General features: G+C 68.0%; 18 protein-coding genes. 12 read left to right on the top strand and 6 right to left on the bottom strand.

Going from position 1 to position 21,480, the window contains the following annotated elements:
• The first annotated feature begins 198 nt into the window (after positions 1–198).
• The 9 genes from rpmH (at position 199) to ASF76_RS03020 (ending at position 9,365) form a co-directional block, all read left to right on the top strand.
• Positions 199–336 (top strand): 50S ribosomal protein L34, encoded by a 138-nt coding sequence (rpmH, locus tag ASF76_RS03060; protein WP_055952712.1) that lies wholly within the window; start codon positions 199–201, stop codon positions 334–336.
• Positions 337–344: 8 nt separating this feature from the next.
• The gene (rnpA, locus tag ASF76_RS03055; protein ID WP_055952708.1) at positions 345–683 is read left to right on the top strand and encodes a ribonuclease P protein component; all 339 of its coding nucleotides are present in this window, start codon (positions 345–347) and stop codon (positions 681–683) included.
• Complete coding sequence (yidD, locus tag ASF76_RS03050) at positions 680–1,036, top strand: membrane protein insertion efficiency factor YidD (protein WP_055952705.1); 357 nt, start codon at positions 680–682, stop codon at positions 1,034–1,036. Before rnpA ends, yidD begins: the two co-directional genes overlap by 4 nt.
• A 2-nt stretch (positions 1,037–1,038) precedes the next feature.
• Positions 1,039–2,112 (top strand): membrane protein insertase YidC, encoded by a 1,074-nt coding sequence (gene yidC, locus ASF76_RS03045; protein ID WP_200936070.1) that lies wholly within the window; start codon positions 1,039–1,041, stop codon positions 2,110–2,112.
• Positions 2,113–2,124: 12 nt separating this feature from the next.
• Complete coding sequence (locus tag ASF76_RS03040; protein ID WP_055952702.1) at positions 2,125–2,631, top strand: Jag family protein; 507 nt, start codon at positions 2,125–2,127, stop codon at positions 2,629–2,631.
• A gap of 7 nt (positions 2,632–2,638) precedes the next feature.
• Positions 2,639–3,268, top strand: a complete 630-nt coding sequence (rsmG, locus tag ASF76_RS03035) for a 16S rRNA (guanine(527)-N(7))-methyltransferase RsmG (RefSeq protein ID WP_055952699.1) — start codon at positions 2,639–2,641, stop codon at positions 3,266–3,268.
• A 3,764-nt stretch (positions 3,269–7,032) separates the two neighbouring features.
• Positions 7,033–7,959, top strand: a complete 927-nt coding sequence (locus ASF76_RS03030) for a ParA family protein (protein WP_055952697.1) — start codon at positions 7,033–7,035, stop codon at positions 7,957–7,959.
• On the top strand, positions 7,959–8,936 hold the full coding sequence (locus tag ASF76_RS03025; RefSeq protein WP_055952694.1) for a ParB/RepB/Spo0J family partition protein: 978 nt from the start codon (positions 7,959–7,961) through the stop codon (positions 8,934–8,936). Before ASF76_RS03030 ends, ASF76_RS03025 begins: the two co-directional genes overlap by 1 nt.
• Positions 8,937–9,017: 81 nt before the next feature.
• Positions 9,018–9,365: a tryptophan synthase subunit alpha gene (locus ASF76_RS03020; RefSeq protein WP_374108651.1), complete on the top strand. Its 348-nt coding sequence runs from the start codon at positions 9,018–9,020 to the stop codon at positions 9,363–9,365.
• Between the two features lie 340 nt (positions 9,366–9,705).
• On the opposite strand, the gene trxA is transcribed toward ASF76_RS03020, so the two are convergent.
• From trxA to ASF76_RS03000, 4 genes are all read right to left on the bottom strand, one after another.
• Positions 9,706–10,029: a thioredoxin gene (gene trxA, locus ASF76_RS03015; RefSeq protein ID WP_055952687.1), complete on the bottom strand. Its 324-nt coding sequence runs from the start codon at positions 10,027–10,029 to the stop codon at positions 9,706–9,708.
• A gap of 62 nt (positions 10,030–10,091) precedes the next feature.
• Positions 10,092–11,078, bottom strand: coding sequence for a thioredoxin-disulfide reductase (trxB, locus tag ASF76_RS03010; RefSeq protein ID WP_055952684.1), 987 nt, complete (start codon positions 11,076–11,078; stop codon positions 10,092–10,094).
• A gap of 73 nt (positions 11,079–11,151) precedes the next feature.
• On the bottom strand, positions 11,152–12,774 hold the full coding sequence (gene murJ, locus ASF76_RS03005; RefSeq protein ID WP_055952681.1) for a murein biosynthesis integral membrane protein MurJ: 1,623 nt from the start codon (positions 12,772–12,774) through the stop codon (positions 11,152–11,154).
• On the bottom strand, positions 12,771–14,981 hold the full coding sequence (locus ASF76_RS03000) for a DUF6049 family protein (RefSeq protein WP_156459101.1): 2,211 nt from the start codon (positions 14,979–14,981) through the stop codon (positions 12,771–12,773). Before ASF76_RS03000 ends, murJ begins: the two co-directional genes overlap by 4 nt.
• Before the next feature lie 106 nt (positions 14,982–15,087).
• Here ASF76_RS03000 and ASF76_RS02995 point away from each other — a divergent pair, with 106 nt between their 5' ends.
• Together ASF76_RS02995 and ASF76_RS02990 are read left to right on the top strand one after the other, a co-directional pair.
• Entirely contained in the window at positions 15,088–16,599 is a 1,512-nt protein-coding gene (locus tag ASF76_RS02995; RefSeq protein ID WP_082484807.1) for a DUF7059 domain-containing protein, read from the top strand.
• A 142-nt stretch (positions 16,600–16,741) separates the two neighbouring features.
• The gene (locus ASF76_RS02990) at positions 16,742–18,169 is read left to right on the top strand and encodes a CCA tRNA nucleotidyltransferase (protein WP_055952673.1); all 1,428 of its coding nucleotides are present in this window, start codon (positions 16,742–16,744) and stop codon (positions 18,167–18,169) included.
• A 307-nt stretch (positions 18,170–18,476) separates the two neighbouring features.
• Here the strand turns inward: ASF76_RS02990 and ASF76_RS02985 are convergent, their stop codons facing one another.
• The gene (locus ASF76_RS02985) at positions 18,477–19,592 is read right to left on the bottom strand and encodes a hypothetical protein (RefSeq protein ID WP_055952670.1); all 1,116 of its coding nucleotides are present in this window, start codon (positions 19,590–19,592) and stop codon (positions 18,477–18,479) included.
• Positions 19,589–19,948: a PadR family transcriptional regulator gene (locus tag ASF76_RS02980; RefSeq protein ID WP_055952667.1), complete on the bottom strand. Its 360-nt coding sequence runs from the start codon at positions 19,946–19,948 to the stop codon at positions 19,589–19,591. The genes ASF76_RS02985 and ASF76_RS02980 overlap by 4 nt, the downstream gene beginning before the upstream one ends.
• A 194-nt stretch (positions 19,949–20,142) precedes the next feature.
• Between ASF76_RS02980 and ASF76_RS02975 the strand changes: the two genes are divergently transcribed.
• Positions 20,143–21,429 carry a GAF domain-containing protein gene (locus ASF76_RS02975; protein ID WP_055952664.1) on the top strand — a complete coding sequence of 429 codons (1,287 nt, stop codon included), beginning with the start codon at positions 20,143–20,145 and terminating at the stop codon, positions 21,427–21,429.
• Positions 21,430–21,480: the final 51 nt, after the last annotated feature.

The raw sequence follows: 21,480 nt of genomic DNA, 5'->3' as shown, positions 1-21,480 counted from the left end.
CAAAATCCACTGTAGGACCCGGCCGCGTGTCTTTGCCACGGTTGTGGACAACGCCTGGGGATAATGGGCGGTCGCGTTCTGGGTTTGAGTTAACGCCCCTCACGACGTAGCCTTAGTCGGTTGACTTATGCCTATCAGGCAGTCCCGACCCCGTCCCCGGCAGAAGAGCATCGGGCGACACCACCTCCGGAGTGACCCATGAGCAAGCGCACCTTCCAGCCCAACAACCGCCGCCGCGCCAAGAAGCACGGCTTCCGTGCCCGCATGCGCACGCGTGCCGGCCGCGGCATCCTTTCGGCGCGTCGCGCCAAGGGCCGCACCGAGCTCTCGGCCTGACAGACCCGGTGCTCGCGAAGCCGAACCGACTCACCCGCGGATCGGACTACAAAGCCACAGTCCGACGGGGCTCTCGTTGTGCCGGAGCGCATACCGTCACCTATGTCGGAACCTCGGCTGAGACCGATGCACCTCGTTTCGGCTTCATCGTGAGCCGGCAGGTCGGCTCCGCGGTCACACGCAACACCATTCGCCGCCGCCTCAAAGCGGTGTGCGCTGAGGCGCTCCCGTCCATCCGCGGGGGCGCCTCGATCGTCATCCGCGTCCTCCCCTCAGCGGCGGCGACCGACTACGCGACGCTCCGCGCCGACGTGGTGCGGTGCCTGGAACGGAAAGCGTCGGCATGAGCGCCTCGACTCTTCCCACATCAGCCACGGGGTCCGGCCGGCTCACGGCCGCGGCAGCGCTGGCATCCGTTCCGCTCCTCCCCCGGAACGCCGGTCTCGCCCTGCTGCACGCGTACCGGTCTACGATCTCGCATGTCTACGGCGACGTGTGCAAGTACTACCCCTCGTGCTCCGCCTACTCGGTGGGCGCCGTGCAGCAGCACGGACTCGTGAAGGGCGTCGCGTTCACCGCCGCCCGTCTCGCACGGTGTCATCCCTGGGCTCAGGGTGGCATCGACGACGTCCGTCCTCATCGGGCCTTCCGTCACGAACTCACTCGGCACGGATTCGTCGTGCCCGCCCGAAAGGACTGATCGTGCAATTCGATCTCATTGGGACCATTCTGTGGCCGCTGAAATGGGCGGTCGAGCTCGTGCTCGTCGGCTGGCACTCGCTCTTCACCGCATTCGGCATGGCGCCCGCGGCCGGTCTGACGTGGGTGCTCTCGATCGTCGGCCTCGTCCTCATCGTGCGGGCGGCGCTGATCCCCCTCTTCGTCAAGCAGATCAAGAGCCAGCGCAAGATGATGGAGATCGCTCCGGAGCTGCGCAAGGTCCAGGAGAAGTACCGCGGGAAGAAGGACCAGCTCTCCCGCGAGGCCATGAGCCGCGAGACCATGGCGCTGTACAAGAAGCACGGCACCACACCTGTCTCCAGCTGTCTGCCGCTGCTCGTGCAGATGCCGATCTTCTTCGCCCTCTTCAGCGTGCTGAACGATGTTGCGAAGCACGCGACCAACAACCAGGGTGGCGTCGGACTGCTGACGCCCGAGCTGACCCGAGAGTTCTACGACGCCCGCCTGTTCGACGTGGCATCGATGCACGTGAACCTGGTCACGGCATGGGGCCAGGCCGACGGTCAGATCACCGTCGCGATTCTTCTGACGCTCGTCGTGCTGATGATCGCGTCGCAGTTCTTCACGCAGCTGCAGATCATCTCGAAGAACCTGTCGCCCGAGGCCAAGACCGGTCAGGCGTACCAGATGCAGAAGATCATGCTGTACATCCTGCCGCTGGCCTTCATCTTCTCGGGCGTCTTCTTCCCGCTCGGCGTCGTCATCTACTGGTTCGTCAGCAACCTGTGGACGATGGTTCAGCAGTTCATCGTCATCCGCGAGATGCCGACTCCCGGTTCCGACGCGGCGAAGGCACGCGAAGAGCGCCTGGCGCGCAAGGGCAAAGCTATCGACGCCGCGGGCAAGGTCGTGCCGATGGAGAAGTACCAGGCCGAGCAGCAGCGTCTGCTCGAGGAAGCCGAGCGCGTACGCGCGGCGGCTCCGAAGCGTCAGCAGCCCGTGGGCAAGCAGCGCGCCAAGAAGCAACAGTCCACCAAGAACACCGGTGCTGGGGGCGGAGCCGCCGGCGGTTCTGGATCCGCACCCGCTTCCTGACCTCCGGAGATCATGATGACGACGTCCGATCAGATTGCCCCCGAGCAGACCGCCGCCACCGAAGAGCAGCTCGAGCAGGAAGGCGACATCGCCGCCGACTACCTCGAGGGTTTGCTCGACATCGCGGACATCGACGGAGACCTCGCCATGGATGTGCGCGCCGGCCGCGCGTACGTCTCGGTCGAAGCCGATGACGCCGAGTCGCTGTCGAGTCTCGCGCATCCCGACACGGTGCAGGCACTGCAGGAGCTCACCCGCCTGGCTGTGCAGAGCGCGACGGGTCGGTTCTCACGGCTCATCCTCGACATCGGCGGATCGCGTGATGCCCGCCAGCGTCAGCTCGAGATGCTCGTCGACCGCGCCATCGAGCGTCTCGTCGAGGGCGCTTCCCAGGCCTCCCTGCCGGCGATGTCGAGCTATGAGCGCAAGCTCGTGCATGACATCGCTGCTGATCGCGGCTACGACTCCGAGTCGTTCGGCGAGGGTGCGGACAGGCACACCGTCTTGCGTCGGGGCTGATCCGCGGATGCCGGAACAGCTCGAGGCGGAGCCCGTCGCGGCCGCGGACATCTTCGGTGACCGCATCGACACCGCGCGCAGGTTCACCGCTAATCTTGCTGCGTACGGCGAGGAACGGGGACTGATCGGTCCGTTGGAGGTGCCGCGTCTGTGGACGCGACACATCCTCAACAGTGCGATCGCTGCTCCGTTCTTCGCGGGGGCTGCCGTCGACGTCGGATCGGGAGCAGGGCTGCCGGGGCTTGTGCTGGCCATCGCGCGACCCGACGTGGAGTGGACCCTCATCGAGCCGATGGAGCGCCGCACGGCATGGCTGTCGGAGCAGGTTGCCGATCTCGAGCTCGAGAATGTCAGCGTGGAGCGCATGCGCGGTGAGGAGTGGGCGCGAGGGCGCGTCTTCGACATTGCGACGGCGCGGGCAGTCAGTGCGTTGCGCACCCTTCTCCCCTACACCGCTCCCCTGGTGCGTCCCGGTGGTCGGCTTGTATTCCTCAAGGGCGCGAACGTGGGGCGCGAGATCGACGCCGCAGCTAAGCAGATCAGACAGTATGGTCTGCAGGACGTGTCGGTCGAGATCGTCGGAGAGGGCGTCTTGGACGAGCCCACTCGGGTATTTCTGGCCACTGTCACTCGTTGAGTCGGTAACATGTAGACATGTGTTGACCCGGTGATGAGCTCGTTGCCGTAGTAGACGTCCGTCGAGGTGATCGATGACGTCCCCTCCCATCCGATGAGGGTTCCGAGCCGCTCACACTTCGGCGCTTCACTGTTTTCGCGAGTCGGAGGCTCCATCGTTCTCCTCCGATGCAAGTCCCGAAGCGGTTCGTGAATGCCGTGCCGATAAGTTTCTGCGGTCTCTGTGCCCGGATCGCTCTGTCCCAGGATCGGGCTCGATTTGCGAGCCGTGCAGCGCGGATAGCTGCGCCGGCTTACGGGTCAGGATCGCGGCGGCCGGCACCGCACTACGCCCGGTGTGAGGTGATGTGGGCTCGCCCAACGCTACGGTGGTGAGGCACTGTCAACGCACGCGGTGCGTGGCGGCGACACAAGCGTGAGCTGGGCCGGATGATCTCCTCGTGCCGCTCAGGGTGGGTGTGATGCGGTGGATGCCGGTGTTCCGGTGAACCCGGGGCCCGGGAACAGGCGAGCGGCGGGTAAGGGCCTTGGCGTGCCGTGAACGTTTGCGTTTGGTCGTGTTCCCGACACGCTGGCTCGCGAGGTACTTCGATCGCGGACGGCGAGCGGTGCTCCTCATCCCCGGGGCCAGGAATGTCGGCACGCGTAGGCAGTTGCGTGGAGGGGCGGGTCGTGTGGCCTGACCTGCTGCCGCGACACCGCATCACCGAGGACCACCGGCCTGGTGAACCTGTGACGTGTGTCAGCCCGCGCGGGATGAGGCACTGCCTCGGATCGGCGGCGGGTGTTTCACGTGGAACACTTCGCGAAGTTCGATCTACGGGACCGAGGCGGTGAAGCGCCGCTGCGCGGGCTGTCATCGCTTCCGCTCCCCTGCCCCGTGGGCGGCCCGTGGGACCATCGCCCCCTGCGCGCTTGCTCGCTCTTCCCCGTCCGCCGCGGCGTCCCGTCACGCGGGTAGGCGTCGAAAAGAGTGGCGTGAAGTCGTGGCTTCGGCGCCGCGGCGTTGCAGTGTCAGGACGGGAACGGCGGAGCCGGCGTTGATGTGTCACGTCACGTCGCCCGCTAGCGCAGCATCTGGGTGATGTTTCACGTGAAACACGGCCGCGAGATTCGGCCTGAGGGAGCCGCGCCGCCCCAAAGTTCATATCGATCCACCTGATGATTGTCGCCATGAAGAGCCTCGAGAGCCCGCGACTTCGTGCACGTCGTGGCGGACAGAGAACCGTTCTGGTCAAGCCCGCTGCAATGCCTGTCCGGTCAACACTGGTTCCGCAAGAGACGCGGCATTGCAAGGCACGTCGGCAGGCATTTGGGAGCTTAGGGGAATGCGGCTGTCCTGTCGGGCTCACTCGCAGAGTATGCGTGAGGAGCCAGCTTCTTGAACTTGCGCTCGGCGGCACTTGCCAGGTGCCGAACAGAGATGCGGCCCTGCGAAGCCCACGGTCATTTGGTGTGGGGCACGTACACGTACACGCGGCGTGTTCGGAATGGGAGAGAGGCTGCTGAGGCCGAGCTCAGTCGCAGCAACGATGTCGGCTGCCGGGACGACGACGGTAGGAAGAGCTGGAAAATGTCGACGACGCCCGAGCACTAGGGAAAGTTCGAGACGAGACGCGTTCAGTGCTCCCCGCCATAGCCCAGCGCCTTTCGATGGAGTGCCCCTCTCACCGGGGTTGAGCCAGCAGCCAGCTCGTGCGACAAGAGGATCGCCCTCGCACCAGCTGGTGATGATGTCGTCGCGCCTGATAATTGCAGGTCGGTCCAGTCGCGGCGCCGCGCCGTCCATGAATCGGCGAGTCCTGCGTCCTGCGACCGCTCGCCCGTCAGTCTTGTCGTGCAGCTGGGTTGCGAACCGGCCGCACCGCTACCGGGCCCCAGTTGATGAGCCCCGTACATGCTCCGCTACTCTTGCGAGGGTCGCAAAGCGTTGCGCGCGACGTTTTCACGTGAAACGTAGTTCGACAGGACCCAGCGGGGTCTTTGGCGGTGCAACACGAGTGCTGTGGGTGCGTGGCGTCGAGAGGACGCCTGGCTCCCCGTCGGCTGCCGCGGCTGCTTCGGCCCGACCACGTCGTCCACGGACGGCCCCTTCCCTCTCTGGTGGCGGCGGAGTCTTGGCCAGCACAGCGGATGCGCGGGGGATACAACTGACATTTCCGCCTGCTCGTTCGTCAGCGAGGTCCGCCCCGAGTCGAGGTTGAGATCTGCACGAGCGGATGGCCACAACTCTGGCGCAGCTCCGCCCACGCCGCACTGTTGACGCGTCCGTCGGACATACGAGATCGCACGCGGTCCTTGTTGCGGGGCGATACGTCGGGACCATCGGGGGCGACTCGCTACCACTCGAGACGGTGACGATTGACAGGCGGCAGGGTGGGCGCCTCACTATCCGGAGAGCCCATAGTCGTCAGCTGGTGCGGCGCCAGCAGAAAGGAACGCACTCCTGCTCGTCGACAGTCTCGATTTCACCGCGCTGAGACCGTCCCCGACGTCATCTCAGTCTGTCGCCGCCGGGGTCACAGACGTAGGCGGTTGCATAATAGACGTTTCTCGTGAACCACCCGGCGGCAGGTACTGGCTTGACGCAGTGCAGCCCGCACGCGACCCCTGCGGTGAGTTGGCGAGACCGGGGTCGCGCGCTCTCGGTCGCGTGATGGCGATCGGCCCGGCGTGTATGAGTTCGTCTCGACACCGAGCGTCCGAACCACGGTCGGCCAGTGCGTCCTGGGGGAGCTTCCTAGCCTTCGACCCAACCCTCGAATGCCGTCACGACCCCGGTGAACGTCGCTTCCTGTCTGCCTCCGGCGCCGACACGCATGTGAAGGCTCATGTTTCACGTGAAACACTTTCCGACGAACGCACGCGTCCGGGTCGTCCATGACCGACGCACTATGGCAGGAGGCGTGTCACCCGAGACCGCGGGATTGCGGGTCGAGCGCTCATTTGTCTTCGTCAGCCAGTCACGCAGGTGGGCGGTCAGTCACACGTTCGCAGTGAGAAACCCGATGCCGCGAGGTTCCGTGTCCGGACCCTACACGCTCTCGAGCCTGCGAATCTGGCCGCGAACCTGAAGACGCGAGGCATTGTTTGTGAGACGTATGCTTCCCTCGCTGACATCGACCGCCTCGCGGAGCGTGCTTTGGTGCCTAAGCGACCGGGCCGTACGGGGTACGTCTCGGCCCATGACCGGATGCGAACGCAGCTCAGCTCAGAACGGGGTGCCACGCGTGGCGGGCGTTCGATAGACGCTCGGCCGCTGGGCATTCTTTGGAACGACGGCGATCGGTATGAGAGAGCCCGCGTGCGGGAGGGGTGGTGACAGGGGTCAGCTCTCCTATGAGTTCAGTCCACCAGCGTCCGTGAGACCTGCTCACGACATCCGTTCGCCGCTTTCAAGCAGCGATACCGCCCATGTTTCACGTGAAACAACGAGATTTTGGGCGTCGACGGGATATAAACGGATCCGCAGCAACGTCGGGATCTCAGACGCACGCTCCACACGTATCAGCAGTCAGGGGCGACCGGAAACTTCCGAACGCCACCATGATTCGTCACGACGACCCGACACGCCCGCCAGCGAGCAGAGGGCGCGGTTCTCGACGGGCGCAGCGCACCGCACTGTGCACGACGCGGGCCCACGTCTAGCGCCACACTGTCACTCCACGCAGCGGCATTCTCGATGGCCACTCTCGCAGTAGCGAGCGCGATGGGAGGCGATGTCAGGGGCCACAGGTAGACTGAGCGAGTTCGCGAAGGTGAGAGGTGTTTCACGTGAAACAATCCGGTGAGGCGTCTTCGTCCTTTTCGCTCGATGACTCCCCCATCGCTCGTGAGATCGCTGACCTATCGGCACGACGACGTGCGCTCGAAGTGGCCGACGTCAAACTGACGGGGCGCACCCGCGTGTTCACGGTGTCGAATCAGAAAGGCGGGGTCGGGAAGACCACCACCGCTGTTAACATGGGCGCAGCTCTCGCGTCGGTGGGTGCCCGCGTTCTCGTTATCGACCTCGACCCCCAGGGCAACGCGTCGACGGCCCTCGGTGTCGCCCACAACGCCGAGACCCCGAGCGTCTACGACGTTCTCATCAACGATGTTCCGCTCGTCGACATTATTCAGACGAGCCCGGAGTCCCCTGATCTGCTCTGCGCACCGAGCACCATCCATCTCGCCGGCGCAGAAATCGAGCTCGTCTCACAGGTCGCACGCGAGCATCGCCTGCGGGGGGCGCTTCGCGAGTACCTGGAGATCGAAAACAATCACCTCGACTTCGTGATCATCGACTGCCCGCCGTCACTCGGACTTCTGACGATCAACGCGTTCACAGCGGCTGACGAGGTGATGATCCCCATCCAGTGCGAGTACTACGCGCTAGAGGGGCTGAGCCAGCTGCTCGGCAGTGTGCAGATGATTCAGAAGCACCTCAATCCGAAGCTTCACATCTCGACCATCTTGCTGACGATGTACGACGGGCGCACACGGCTTGCACAGCAGGTCGCGGAAGAGGTTCGTTCGCACTTCTCGCACGAGGTGCTCAACACGGTCATTCCCCGCTCCGTTCGCGTCTCAGAGGCACCGAGCTTCGGGCAGACGGTCATCGCGTACGATGGCCAGTCGGCGGGCGCCATCGCTTATCGCGAAGCCGCGGTAGAAATCGTCGCTCGCGACACCATCGAAAAGGATTCCTGATGGCTAAGAGGACCGGACTGGGTCGTGGCATCGGTGCGCTGATCCCCACCGCCGAACCGTCGGAGGCTCGTCCCGTCGATGTGTTCTTCCCGGGTGCGTCGACATCCGAGAAAGAGAAGACGTCGTCGGGAACGGTTGACCCCGCGGCGGGCGATGATGCGCAGCTCGTCTCCGTTCCGGGCGCGCGCCTCATCCACGTCGACCCGGCGTCGATCGTTCCGAATCCTCGTCAGCCTCGAACCCATTTCGATTCGGACGACCTCGCTGAGCTGGTGCACTCCGTCCGCGAGTTCGGCGTGCTGCAGCCCGTCGTCGTGCGTGACAAGGGCGACGGGACGTACGAGCTCATCATGGGTGAGAGGCGAACGCGTGCGTCGCGTGAAGCGGGTCTCGCCACGATTCCAGCGGTCGTTCGTGAGACCGATGACGAGTACCTGCTTCGTGACGCACTCCTCGAGAACCTGCACCGGTCTCAGCTCAACCCCCTCGAAGAGGCATCGGCGTATCAGCAGCTGCTCGAGGATTTCGGCATCACTCAGGAGGAACTGGCGACGCGGATCGGGCGTTCGCGTCCTCAGATCAGCAACACCATTCGTCTTCTGAAGTTGCCTGTCCCCGTGCAGCAGCGCGTCGCCGCGGGTGTCCTGAGCGCGGGCCACGCTCGCGCCATTCTGTCGCTCGACGACCCGCGCGAGATGCAGAAACTCGCGGACAAGATCGTGAATGAGGACCTGTCGGTGCGCGCCGCCGAGGCGGCCGCGAAGATGCCCGGTGTGGTGCCGGTCCGCCAGAAGCCGAGATCCGGTGCCCGTCAGGCAGGACTCGACCAGATCGCCGACCGACTCGGCGACCGGTTCGACACGAAGGTCCGAGTGTCTCTCAGTGCTAAAAAAGGCCAGATCAGCATAGATTTCGCGTCCATTCAGGATCTGAATCGCATTCTCTCCACTCTCGGTGAAGACGGCTACACCGGCTAAATCGTCCGCGGCCGCGGTTAGTACCGTCGTGGCGAGGTGATCGCGGGCCCCGGTGTCGGCGGCCCGTCGTACGCTGGAATGGTGACAGCGAACGACGACACCCTGCGCCGCCGCGCCAGCCTCGAGCTGCTGCGCGCGGAGGCGTCCGACGAGCTGGCCGTGCTCATTCACGAGCGTCTGCGCGGCGGTGAAGACCCGTGGGACTTCATGGAAGATCTGCCGAGCGTCGACGAACTCGTCGTGCTCACTCTGCGCGCGGAGAACATCGCGGAGAACGGGGGCCAGCGTCCGAGCCGGTCGCGCAACTACCGCGTGCTCCGGCAGATCTCTCTTGATTACCCACCGCTGACACGCGCTGTGTGGCGCATCCTGGGCGATGAAGAGCCGCACCGCCGCTGGGACGCCAGCGCACGTCTCGACGCGTCCTGAGGGCGCTCGGCGCGTTTCAGCGCCCAACGCGCTCGAACGCATAGCGCGCTCGAACGCGTAGCGCGCTCGAACGCGTAGCGCGCATGAACGCGTGACGCGCATGAACGCAACGCGCATGATCGCATAGCGCGATCGAACGTTCAACTCACGTGATCTCGATGCGAGGGTTCGACCGCAAGTCTGTCCGGTGTGCGATGTCGTTCCGGCCGAGTCCTCGGCATCCGGAAGGCGGTCACACCGTCGATACGACGGGACGGTCGGCGCCCGGGCCGTGCGGCGAGTCCCGGGTACGACGAAGGCCCCGAGTCCGTGAGGAATCGGGGCCTTCGTCAGCAACGTCTCAGCCGAGGAACGGTGCGAGATCCTGCTCCAGCGCGAACTTCGGCTTCGCGCCGATGATCGTGGTCTTCACCTCGCCGCCCTGGAACACCTTCATCGCGGGGATCGAGGTGATCTGGTACTTCATCGCCAGATCGGGGTTCTCATCGACGTTGAGCTTGAGGACCGTGATCTTGCCCGCGTTCTCGTTCTGGATCTCATCGAGGACGGGAGCGACCATGCGACACGGTCCGCACCACTCGGCCCAGAAGTCCACGAGCACGGGTCCGTCAGCCTGCAGGACGTCCTGCTCGAACGTGGCGGAGGTCGTCGCCTTGGCAGTCATTGCATATCTCCTTAGATGGAAGCTTCAGTGAGTCGAAACGCCGGTTGGCGCGGATTTGTTCCTCAGACGACCGCAGCGTCAGGGAGACCCTCGAGGGGGCTCTCCGAGACGGCGGGCGCACCGGCTTCGCCGCGCGCGGCGAGGTAGTGCTCTACGTCGAGGGCAGCGACGGTGCCGCTGCCCGCGGCGGTGATGGCCTGGCGGTACGTCGGGTCGATCACGTCACCGGCGGCGAAGACACCCTCGACCGACGTGCGCGAGGAACGTCCGTCGACCCAGATGGTGCCCTGGTCGGTCAGCTGCAGCTTGTCATGGACCAGGTGCGTGCGCGGATCGTTGCCGATCGCGACGAACAGGCCGTCGAGGGGCAGCTCACTCGTCGAGTCGTCGACGGTCGAGCGAAGACGCACGCCGTTGACGGCTTCGTCACCGAGGATCTCGTCGACCGCGCTGTTCCAGATGAACTCGATCTTGGGGTTGGCGAAGGCGCGCTCCTGCATGATCTTGGAGGCGCGCAGCGAGTCCTTGCGGTGGATGACGTAGACCTTCGACGCGAACTTGGTGAGGAAGTTCGCCTCTTCCATCGCCGAGTCACCGCCGCCGACGACGGCGATGGTGCGGTCACGGAAGAAGAAGCCGTCGCACGTGGCACACCACGAAACACCGCGGCCCGACAGACGCTCTTCGCCCTCGAGACCCAACTTGCGGTAAGCGGATCCGGTGGCGTAGATGACCGAGACGGCCTCTTCGACCCTGCCGCTACCGAGCGTGATCGTCTTGACGGGGCCGTCGAGCTGAAGCGAGACGACGTCGTCGTACAGGACGTCGGCACCGAAACGCTCGGCTTGCGCCTGCATCTTGGCCATGAGGTCGGGGCCCTGAATGCCGTCGGGGAACCCGGGGAAGTTCTCGACCTCGGTGGTGTTCATGAGGTCTCCGCCGGCTTCGACGGAGCTCGCGACGACGAGGGGTTCCAGATTGGCTCGGGCGGCGTAGATGGCAGCGGTGTACCCGGCCGGGCCCGATCCGATGATGATGACGTGACGCACGGTTGCGCCTTCCTCTCGTTGATTCCGTCGGATGAAACCCATGCTAGCCGCGGGGTATTCCACGGCTGCGGGGCTAGCGCTTGGGGAGGAACCGTCGGCCCAGCGCGAACGCCGGTTCGAGCTCCGGCGTTCGCAGAAGTGCCAGGATGCCGATGTACACCGCGAGTACGACCGATCCGACCAGTGCGGCTCCCAGAGCGCCCGACACCACGGATGCCGACAGCCAGCCCTCGGGGCCGCCGCACAGCAGCACGACGCCCCAGCCCGCCGCGGCAGCGGGCACGGCGACGAGAACGAAACGCCCGAGCGGGGTCAGCCAGGCGCGCACACCGATGCCCCCGAGGCGTCGGTGCAGGATCACCGTGGCGACCACTACCTGCACGACGCTCGCAAGAGACTGACCCAGTGCGACCCCCGCCGCCAGCTGGGCAAGGGGAAGAGCCCCGGCGCCGACCGCGGCTCCGGCGATCAGGGCCGTCACGGCGACCAGCACGCCCTGCGCGAGGGTGAAGAAGAACGGCGTCCGTGTGTCGTTGTAGGCGTAGAAGGTGCGTTGGATGACGAAGAGCACGGCCAGCGGCAGCAGACAGACGAGGAAGCACAGCAGGACGGGGGCCGCGGCGAGAGCCTCGTCGGAGCTGTTCGTGAAGACGCGGGTCGCCGGCACGGCAGCGACGGCCAGCGCGGCGGTGGCGACGACGATGAACAGCCCGAGGACGCGGATGCTGCGGACGATGTCGGACTTCACCTCGTCGTGACGCCCGGCTGCGGCGTGCTCGCTGAGCTGCGTGAAGTACGGCGTCCCGATCGACAGCACGATGATCGAGTAGGGCAGCATGAACACCAGCCACGCGTTCTGCGTGGCGATGATCGCGGGTCCGGTCCCCGAAGCGCCGGACAGCACCCGTGTCTGGACGATTCCGGCCAGCTGTCCCACGATGACCATGAGGAACGTCCAACCGGCCAGTCGTCCGATGTGGCGCAGGCCCACGCCGCGCCAGTGGAAGTCGGGACGCAGCTGCAGACCGGCTCGGCGCCAGAACACCAGCAGCACGACGGTCTGCAACACGATCCCGCCTGTGGCGACACCACCGAGCAGAGCGATCATCGTGGGTGTCCACAGCAGGACGTCGGGGCTCGGCCCCCCGAACAGCAGCAGGAAGATGCCGAAACCGACGATGGAGACGACGTTGTTGACGATGGGTGCCCACGTGTACGGGCCGAACACCTTGCGCGCGTTGAGGATCTCCCCCAGAAGCGCATAGAGGCCGTAGAAGAAGATCTGCGGCAGGCACCAATAGGCGAATGCGGTGGCCAGCGCGATCTGATCGGGCTCGACCTTCGCCGGGTCGATGTAGACGGTGACGATCAACGGAGCGGCGATCATCGCAAGGGCGGTCGCCGCGAGCAGGATCACCGTTCCCAGCGTGAAGAGCTTCGAGACGAAGGCCCGGCCGCCGTCGGCGTGCGCGGCGGCCTTCACGATCTGCGGGACGATCACCGCCGTGAGTACACCGGTCGAGATCACCGTGTAGATGTTGTTCGGCAGCTGATTTGCGAGACCGAACGCGTCACCCGCGGCGCTGCCCACCGAGCCGACGATCGCGACGAGCACGACGATGCGCAGCAGCCCGCTCACGCGGGAGACGATCGTCCCCGCCCCGATGAGCACACTCGCCCGTCCGATACTGCTCACGGGCGGATCTCCTCTTCGTCGGGTGCGGTGTCGTCCGCGGACTCGGCGGGGCTGCGCCCGTCGTCATCCGGACCCTTCACGCCGATGCCGTCGACGGGGGTGTCGGCATCCTGAGTGGGGGTCGACTCCTCTTCCGCCCGCGTGCGACGTCGACGCGCGATCGTCCGGACGACGCCGAGGCCGAGGAAGGCCACCACGAGCACGACGATGACGATCAGCCCGATGCTCTCCCACTCGGCGCGCACCTCGACGTCGACCCTTTGCGGGGCCCCGACCGGCTGGTCGGTGGGGCTGTAGAGCTGCAGGTCGACGCTGACCTCGCCGTTGGCGATGCGTGCTTCGACGGGCACCTCGACGCGGGTGTTGGCCGCGGCCTGCGCCTCGACCATCGTGCGGTCCTGCACACGCAGACGCGCGTCGTTCGGGCTCACGTCGAGCACCACCGTGACGGGCCACGGCAGGTCGTTGCGCACCCAGGGTCGCAGCGGGGCGCTGGAGCTGACCAGGCGGAAGTCGGAGGAGAGGATGCCGACGGAATCCAGCGTGGTCTGCGTACCGGCACGGTGGTCGGCGACGGCCCGACGGGCGGCGTCGCCCGTCCACGAGACGCTGATGACCTGCAGCAACTCGGCGCGTTCGCGGCCGGTGAGCAACTCGGGTTGATCGAGGATCGTGGCGAAGCGGTCGACCGACTGCTCGTCGGAGAGCAGATCGCCCACCTCGGTCGCCCGTGTCGGGTCGACCGCGGGCGCGGCGAGGGAGACCTCGGATGCCGGCCGGCCCGAAACCTCGGCGAGCGTCGATGTCGCGAACCCCGGCGCGGAGGAGATCAGGCCGAGCGTGGCGCGCAGGCTCACGCGGGAGCGGTCGGTGCCGCGGTCGAGCACGGCGAGGACCGGCTGATCGCCGGCGGAGCTCCGCGCGATAGCGAGATACGCCTGCACGGCGGACAGGGACGCACTGCGGCGCGTGGCATCGTTCTGGCCGGCGGCGGCCGCGAGCACCCGTGACACCTCGGCGTCGTACACCGGGGTCGAGACGCCCGCGACGGCGGAGGACGCAACGCGAGAACCGCCGGAGACGCTCGTCGAAGCCGTCAGCACGCGAGTGGGCTCCTCGGGGGTTCCCAGGGCGCCGAGCGAGGCCACCGTCTCGGGCCCGGCCGACCCCGTTGCCGGCCAGAAGACGTTCGATGTCGCCGAGCCGATGTCGAGCAGCGTCGTCAACGTCGGATAGCTCGGCTGCCCCGGGCTCGCGGAGGGGACCGGCTCCGGACTCGAGACCGCGGAAACGGCGGGCGCCGGTCCGGTGAAATCGGCCTCATCCATGTACGACTGCAGCGACGTCGGGCCCAACGGGGCCGTCAGTCCGGCCTGCAGCTGGGCGGCCAGGTCGGCATCGCCGAACTGCAGCGCGAACCTGTCGTTCGGCAGCGCGAGCAGACGCTGCAGCCAGGCGACCGCGGTGGGCGGCGCAGCGGAGCCGAGAACACGGATCGCGGCCGGTATGGCCGGGTCGATGGCCAAAGTGGCAGAGGTGCCGTCGACGGCGTCGAGTTGGGCCGACAGCGCTCCGTCGACCGCCGTCAACTCCGCCAGCTCGTTGCCGGTCAGCAGACCGCGTGTCAGGGGGGCCGCGGTGATGGGCACCACGAGCGCGATCGGGGTGGTCGGACCGTCGGACGGCACGACGACCACGCTCGGTGCCGTCAGGCCGGCCGCCGACACGAGCACCGGGTAGACCCCGGCACCGCGGCCGGCGAGGGTCGCATCGGTTGCGGGGACGGTCAGCGTGATCGAGCTCTGCGCGCCGGAGGCGGTGGCATCCACCGTTCCCGTCGCCACCTGCTGCAGGTTCTGTCCCGACGCGTCGCCACCGAGCCAGCGGTCGAGGGAGGCGTCGTCACCGAGGGATGCCGTGCCGATCGAGAGGGCGACGGGGGTCGCGGTGGCGGCCGCGGACCCCGCCGACAGCGTGACGACGACCGCCAGCGGGTCGCCGGGGCGCAGGATCCCGTTCGCCGCGGGAGCCGCCGACAGTGCGGAGGCGACGGCCGCGGTCGTCGACGAAGGATCGGGGGTCGCGGCGAACGCGGCGGCCGACGGCAGCGCCACGCCGAGGGCCAGGGCACCGGCGGCGAGGGTCGCCAGCAGCCGGCGCGCGAGGGGGCGCCGCAGCACGGGGGAGCCCGAAGGCGGGGAAGTCACGGTCATACGAGCGTCGGTGGCACGAGGGGGCCTTGCACCGCGATGAGTCTAGGCCCGCGTTCCATGAAGCCCCCCGATAGCCTCGCGCAGACGCTTGAATGGACCGGTGCTTCCCGAACCCGACCCCCGCCTCTGTCAGGCGCTCGCCGCCGATCTCCGTGCCGCCGACTTCGCGAGCTCGACGCTCCGCGGGGCCTGGGGCGAGCAAGCGGATGACGCCGTGGCACGCGGCCTGCGCCGCCCGGCCGAGCGGGCGCTCGGCGCCCGCGACGACGCCCTCGCCGTGCTGGGGCGCCTGTGGGGGCTCGGTCTCACCGTGGATTGCGAGCAGGTGGTTTCGGCGCTGCCGTCGTTGGGTGTCGACGGTGCGGCCGCGCTGGGCCTCGTGCGCGTCGAGGGCGACGACGTGCATCCCGAGGTCGTCGTGCGGCCGCAGGCGTTCTCGGACGACGAGGGGGAGGTCGAGTGGTGGATCGCGAGCGACCTCGACGAGGCGGCGCTCGAGGGGCCTCTCCCCGAGGACCACGTCCTGGGTGTGGGCGGGGCCTCGCAGACCCTGGCCCGCCTGCAACTGACCCGCGGCGCGCGGACCGCACTGGACGTCGGGACGGGGTGCGGCATCCAGGCTCTTCGCCTGCGCCGCCTCGTGGACCACGTCGTCGCCACCGACGTCTCCGAGCGGGCGCTGCGGTTCACCCGGCTGAACGCGCTCCTGAACAGCGTCGAGGGCATCGAGACACGGCACGGCTCGCTGTTCGACCCCGTCGCCGGCGAGACGTTCGACCGGGTGGCATCCAATCCCCCGTTCGTCATCACGCCCCGTGTCGAGGGGGTTCCGGCGTACGAGTACCGCGACGGCGGGATGGAGGGCGATTCGCTGGTGGCGGCCGTCGTCGCGGGTGCGGGTTCGCATCTCTCGCCCGGAGGTGTCGCGCAGTTGCTGGGCAATTGGGAGTACCGCGAGGGTGAAGCGGGACTCGACCGCGTCCGCTCGTGGGTGGGCGAGGAGATGGATGGCTGGGTGATCGAGCGCGAGGTGCTCGACCCGCTCGCGTACGCGGAGCTCTGGGTGCGCGACGGTGGCACGGTTCCGGGAACGGCCGCGCACGGACGTCTCATCGACGCGTGGCTCGACGACTTCGCCCGCCGCGGCGTCACCGGCGTCGGCTTCGGATACCTGTTGCTGCGCAAGCCCCTGGCCGGAGGCCCCACCCTTGCGCGGTACGAGCGCGTCGCGGGGGGCGGAGAGTCCGCGTTCGGACCGCACCTCGCAGCCTGCCTCGCCGCGCACGACCGTGCGGCGCTGCTGGACGACGACGACCTCGCGGCGAGCGTGCTGCAGGTGGCGCCCGACGTCACCGAGGCGCGCCACTACCGCCCGGGTGAGGGTGATCCGTCGGTCATCGAGCTGCACCAGGGCGGTGGCTTCGCGCGGCGGACCGAGGTCGACCCGGCTCTCGCCGCGCTGGTCGGGGCGTGCGACGGCGATCTCGCCGTCGGTGTCCTGATCGACGCCATCGCGCAGTTGATGGAGGTGGATGCCGCGCACCTCCGCGACGATCTGCTGCCACGCGTGCGCGAGTTGCTGGTGACAGGCTTCGTCTCATTCGCCGACTGAGCCGCGCGGTCGGGGTCGCGGGCCACGCGAGAGTCCACGAAACGCAGACGTGGATGCCGTGGCATCCGGGTGTTCCGGACGCTCGATGAGGCCGTGGGCAGACGCACGATCGCTGTCGCCGGCCCCGGATAGGCTCGAAGACATGCTGAACATGGCCGAGGGTCTCGCGCGCCTCGAGGAGCTCGCCGCGCACCCCGTCGTCGCCACCGTCGCCCGTACCTTCGCCGAAGCCGGCCGTGATCTCGCGATCGTCGGTGGCCCGGTTCGCGACGCGCTGCTGGGCCGCACCACGCACGACTTCGACTTCACCACCGACGCCCGCCCCGACGAGATCCTCGCGCTGATCAAGCCCGTCTCGTCGGTCCAATGGGACGTCGGCCGCGCTTTCGGGACCATCGGCGCACGCGTCATGGGCGAACAGGTCGAGATCACCACCTATCGCGCCGACAGCTACGACGGGGTCACGCGCAAGCCCACGGTGGAGTTCGGTGACACCCTCGAAGCCGACCTCACCCGCCGCGACTTCACCGTCAACGCCATGGCGCTCCGCGTGCCCGCGCGCACGCTCGTCGACCCGACCGGCGGCGTCGAGGATCTGATCGCGGGGCGTCTTCGCACCCCCATCGACCCGGCCGTGAGCTTCGGCGACGACCCGTTGCGCATGCTGCGCGCGGCTCGCTTCTCGTCCCAGCTCGACTTCACCGTCGACCGAGCGACCCTCGACGCGATCGCCGACCTGCGGGCGTCGCTCGAGATCGTCAGCCCCGAACGCGTGCAGGCCGAGCTCGTGCGCCTGCTGCAGACCGATGACCCGGTTCGTGGCCTCCGCGTGCTCGTGGAGACCGGCCTGATCGAGGAGTTCCTGCCCGAGGTGCCGGCTCTGCGCCTCGAGGTCGACGAGCACCACCACCACAAAGACGTCTACGAGCACTCCCTCACCGTGCTGCGCCAGGCGATCGCGCTCGAGAAGAGTCGGCATCCGGATGCCGCCCCCGATGTGCCCCTGCGCCTGGCGGCGCTTCTGCACGACATCGGCAAGCCCGCGACACGACGCCTCGAGCCGGGCGGGGGCGTGACGTTCCACCACCACGACGTCAAGGGTGCGCGCCTCGCCCGCAAGCGCCTGCAGGCGCTGCGTTTCGACGCCGCGACCACCACCGTCGTCACGCGCCTCGTCGAGTTGCACCTGCGGTTCTTCGGCTACGCCGAGGGGGCGTGGACGGATGCCGCGGTGCGCCGGTACGTCCGCGACGCCGGGGCCGAATTGGAGCGCCTGCACATCCTCACCCGGGCAGATGTGACCACCCGCAACAAGCGCAAGGCGCAGCGACTGGCATCCGCCTACGACGACATCGAGGCGCGCATCTCCGCGCTTCGCGAGCAGGAGGAGATCGATTCGATCCGCCCCGAGCTCGACGGCAACCGCATCCAGGACGTGCTGGGGCTGAAGCCCGGGCGCGAGGTGGGCGAGGCATACCGCTTCCTGCTCGACCTGCGCCTCGACGAGGGCGTGGTCGGCGAGGAGGAGGCCGAGAAGAGGCTTCGGGAGTGGTGGGCGGCGCGGGGCTGACCCCGCGCGCTTTCATCGCTCGTTCGCGGGCTGCGGGAGCGTCGTGCGCGGGTTCGTCGGTGACACGCCGGCGGTGACGGTTCGACCCCCGCGCGCCGTCGGCCCCCTCCGCCCGACGGTACATGCCCGGAGGGGAATGGACACGGTCCCCCGCGGCGTGCGGGACGGTGTCCGTGAGCCCCCACTCCCCCGGAAGCCCGTCCCGCACGCCGGTCTCACCGGTACCGGTCGCCGTCGTCATCGTCGTGGGCCAGTGCCGCCACTATGAGGTGGGTCAGGTCGATGCTGATGACGCGCGGCTCGTCGCTCACGGGGCGACCGCCTCGGACGTCGCGGAGGCGAGGGGGTCCACGGTCGGGGTCGGAGCGGATTCTGTGGGAGGAGTCGTCGACGGTTCCGGCGTCGCCGCGGGGAGGGCCGGCTGCGCGGCATCCGGGAGCGGCTGGACGCGCTCGAACGGAGCGGGCGACAAGGTCGCTTCGGCCAGGTCGGCCTGATCCCACGTCCACTTCTCCGCGGGCACCTCACGCAGCGGGAAGGCGTTCCAGATCGGGGAGCTGCCCGGCACCGTATAAGGGACCGGAACAGGTCCGCCGCCACCCGCGTAGTAGGAGTCCGACAGGGTCGTCGTCTCCATTCCGACGGTGGTGACCGGTCGCCCATCCTGGTCGAAGAGCTGAACTCCCGAGAGGGCATCACCGTTCGCGTCGTACGCGTAGATGTTGCGAACACGGATGCCGTCGACGGAGAGACCGGGAGTCCATCCCTGAGAGGCCGACGCGCGGTTGCTGTAGACGGCCGCGAACAGGGAATTGCTCAGCGTCCCCAACGTCGTGGGCAGAGCCAGCACCGTGACAACGCTCACCACGACCGCGGTCGCGCGGAGCCACCGGAACGGCATCCATCTTCCCTGGCCCCACTGCACACTGACCGCGATGAGGGTCAGGAGGATGACCCAGGCGAGGGGGTTGAAGGTCAGCACGAGGACCGACGACAGGATGCCGCCCGTCCCGCCGAGGGGGACGAGCAACGCGACGACCCAGAGGTAGACGACGACTCCGCGGACCACCCACCACACGGGGCGGAGGGATGCCAGGAGGTCCAGGATCGAGGCACCGGCGGGGTTCCCGCGGATCCTCCTGCCCGTCGAACTCCACGCGTCGCGCGCGCGCTCCACGAGCGGCATCTTCTTCTGGGGAGCTGCGACGCGTTCGGGGAGTCCCGCGGCGGAACGGAGTTCCTCGGCGTAGGTCGCGGCATCCGGGAGCTCGAAGTACTCCCCCGCCTCGGCGGCCTGATCGGACAGATCGGCCTCGAGGCCGTCGAGCAGGTCGTCGACCTCGTCGGCCGGGAGGTCGTCGAGATGCGCGCGCACGGCGGCGGCGAAGTAGCGGATGTCGGAGCGAGTGGGCGTGGTGATCATCGTGCGTCTCCGATCGTGCGCAGCTTCTTCGAGGGGGTGGTGTCATCGAGCAGGGTCGTCATGGCCGAGGAGAAGTGGGTCCAGCTCGCGCGTTGCGCGTCGAGCAGCTCACGGCCCTGCGGGTTGATCGCGTAGTACTTGCGGTGCGGTCCTCCGTCACTCGGCACGACGTAGCTCGACAGCGCCCCCGCGGAGTAAAGCCGCCGGAGCGTCCCATAGACCGATGCGTCGCCCACCTCACCGAGCCCGGCCTCCCGGAGCCTGCGCACGATGTCGTACCCGTACCCGTCGTCGTGCTGCACGACCGCGAGTACGGCGGCATCCAGCACCCCTTTCAACAGCTGCGTCGTATCCACGCGCGCCCCCTTCGCTTGTCTGCCTCGGACAGTACCACGCAGTGCGCAGTAGTGCGTAGTACGGATACCTCACACGCGCCCGGCTTTCCGGGTCGGAGCGGTGTCATGCCTGCGAGCGGACTGCGAAACCGCACCGCAGCCGCATCCGCCGACCTACACTGAAACCCACCTCCGTCACCGCCGATGGGAGTCCTGTGCCCTCCTCCTGGTCGCGACCGGCCATCTCCCCCGAGACCTCGGGACTGCTGATCGCGCGCGCACACGACGAACTCCTCGCCGGCAACGAGGATCGGCGCCTCGACGACGTGCGTCCGCTGGTCACCGAGTCGTGGCGGCGGTCGATGGCATCCCTCGTCGGGCCCGAAGGACTCCCCGCGCTCGAGCTGGCGTCGGAGGAACTCGAGGGGTATCGCCGGGCTCATCCGCTGGCCGGGGTCATGGACATGGTGCGCGCCCTGCTCCTTCCCGGCACCGCCGAGGAGTCGGGTGTCGTCGTCGCTGTGGGAGACGCCGCGGGACGCCTGCTGTGGGTCGAGGGCGACCGGCACATCCGCACGCTCACCGGTGACATGGGCTTCGTCGCAGGAGCGAACTGGGCCGAGGATGCCGTGGGCACTTCCGCACCCGGGACCGCGCTGACCCTCGATCGCTCCGTGCAGATCCGGGGCGCCGAGCACTTCAACCGCCTCGTGCAGCCGTGGTCGTGCACGGCCGCTCCGGTGCACGACCCCGAGACTCGTCGCCTGCTCGGCGTGATCGACGTCACGGGAGGGCCCGAGGCGGTGACTCCCCAGGCTCAACTTCTCGTGGATGCCACGGCCCGGGCAATCGAGAGCGAGATCCTCGTGGCGCGGCTCCGCGCGCAGCAGGCCCCTCCTCCCACACGTGCAGCGCCGTCGCGGGCACTCCTGCGCACCCTCGGCCGGGATCGCGCGCTGCTCGAGGTGTCGGGGTCGACGCTCGAACTCAGCGCCCGCCATGCCGAGATCCTGCTGCTGCTCGCCGTGCACCGCGAGGGCCTCTCCGCCGAGGCGCTGAGCGAGGCCGTGTACGGCCACGCCGCCGTAGAGACGCTGCGGCCCGAGATGGTGCGCCTGCGCCGCGCCCTGGTTCCCCTCGCTCCGCGGGTTGTGCCGGCATCCCGGCCGTATCGACTCCTCGACGGACTCGAGACCGACGCCCAGCACGTGCTGTCGCTTCTCGACCGCGGTGCGCACCGGGTGGCTCTCGCGGCCTACTCGGGTCCGGTGCTTCCTGAGTCCGACGCACCGGGGGTGGTCGAGGTACGCGAATCGGTGCGCTCGACGCTGCGAGAGGCGCTGATCGCCGAGGCCGGTGTCGACGTGCTCCTCGCCTACGCCGACGCCGTCGACGGGCGCGATGACGAGGAGGTGCTGCGGCTGTGCCTGTCGATGCTGCCCCCGCGTTCGCCGAAGCGTGCCGGCCTCGTCGCACGGATCGAGCGCTTGGAGCGCGAGTGAACCGCGCTGACGCGACCACGCTTACGTGTGCGTTCACTCTTCGGTGGACCC

Source organism: Microbacterium sp. Leaf151, assembly GCF_001424225.1.
Lineage (GTDB): Bacteria > Actinomycetota > Actinomycetes > Actinomycetales > Microbacteriaceae > Microbacterium.
This window is presented reverse-complemented; position numbering and strand designations above follow the sequence as displayed.